This is a genomic window from Bacillus stratosphericus, assembly GCF_020524495.1.
GTDB lineage: Bacteria > Bacillota > Bacilli > Bacillales > Bacillaceae > Bacillus > Bacillus stratosphericus_B.
The window spans coordinates 1-533 of the sequence record NZ_JAIVLB010000105.1; the positions used below are offsets into that span (position 1 = coordinate 1).

1 protein-coding gene is annotated in these 533 nt (G+C 44.7%); it reads right to left on the reverse strand.

What is annotated here, in order from left to right; genetic code table 11:
• Positions 1–533: XkdV family phage structural protein (locus tag LC033_RS16705; RefSeq protein WP_512699450.1), on the reverse strand; the 533-nt coding region annotated here is incomplete at both ends.

Here is a 533-nt window from a genome sequence, read left to right on the forward strand (position 1 = left end):
TTGGCAGACATCCCGTCAAAACGTAAAGATCCGTCTGTCTCTAGTGTGAATCTAGCTGATCCATAAGACCCCACCGTTGCGCCGATAAACACAGTTTTAGCTGACGGTTTTTGAGCAAAACGGGCAATGACTGTTTCGTTCAACGGTACACCCTCAAAAGACCCCCGGATGTGTAAAGTGTTTAGGCGTATCGAAAATCGGAGTGGGTTTCCAGCGAAATGCTTTGTTGTGCCATTAATCAGTGTGACTAGATTCCACGTACTGCTTAACTCATCATCTGTCAACATCCGTTTCCACCCTTTGAAATCCCCATTGTGAACAGAGCCCCACCAATGAAGGCTATCTCCACTTCTGATGATGTGGAACGTTTTACGATTGTTGCCATTATCAATCACATAAATGTTAAACCATGAAGAATCGGTTTTGCTTGGCATATTGACTACGTTTGTACCTACTGCATAATAATAGCCGGAAGGCAGCGTTAATATGTCCGTGCCGTTCGGAAGCAATTGACTGTGACCAGTCTCAGACAA